This window comes from Paenibacillus sp. N119s, from assembly GCF_059447605.1.
Window position 1 is genome coordinate 1 of record NZ_JCAJRU010000512.1, and the last position, 480, is coordinate 480.

At 39.4% G+C, this 480-nt stretch carries 1 protein-coding gene; it reads left to right on the forward strand.

Annotation, left to right across the window (positions count from 1 at the left end):
• Positions 1–320, forward strand: a 320-nt coding sequence (locus AC5V8P_RS26080; protein ID WP_495474113.1) for a MarR family winged helix-turn-helix transcriptional regulator, incomplete at its 5' end; no start/stop codon positions are given.
• Positions 321–480 lie beyond the last annotated feature (160 nt).

Sequence of the window (480 nt, forward strand, 5' to 3'; positions counted from 1 at the left end):
TGCACCAATCTCAGGCCCAGATGAGCCCTTCAATAATTGCCGACCGTCTGGGAATTCGTCGTGCATCTGTGACATCTCTCCTGGATTGGACAGAGCAACGAGGCTGGATTATCAGAGAACATAATTCTTCAGATCGACGCAAAATTCATGTGCGCATTACAGAAGCGGGTTCTCATCTTGTACAGCAGGTGCTTCCTGTATTTTGGTCTTCCTGTGCTTCCCTAGCGAGTATTTTGGAGCCCGAGGAGCAGATCGTTTTTTTGCGAATTATAGAAAAAATCCATCATCATATGGAAGATAAACTGGGGGTGGGTAGATAAATTTTTTTAAGCATATAATTAGGTTATCTAATATATTTAATTGTGTATATTTTTATAAGTTAATATTTGAAGATGAAGGAGTGTTCCATTGATGAGTCAATTACGAACAAATAATAACGTTACACAGAAGGAAAATGTTGCTCTCCCTTATACATGGATG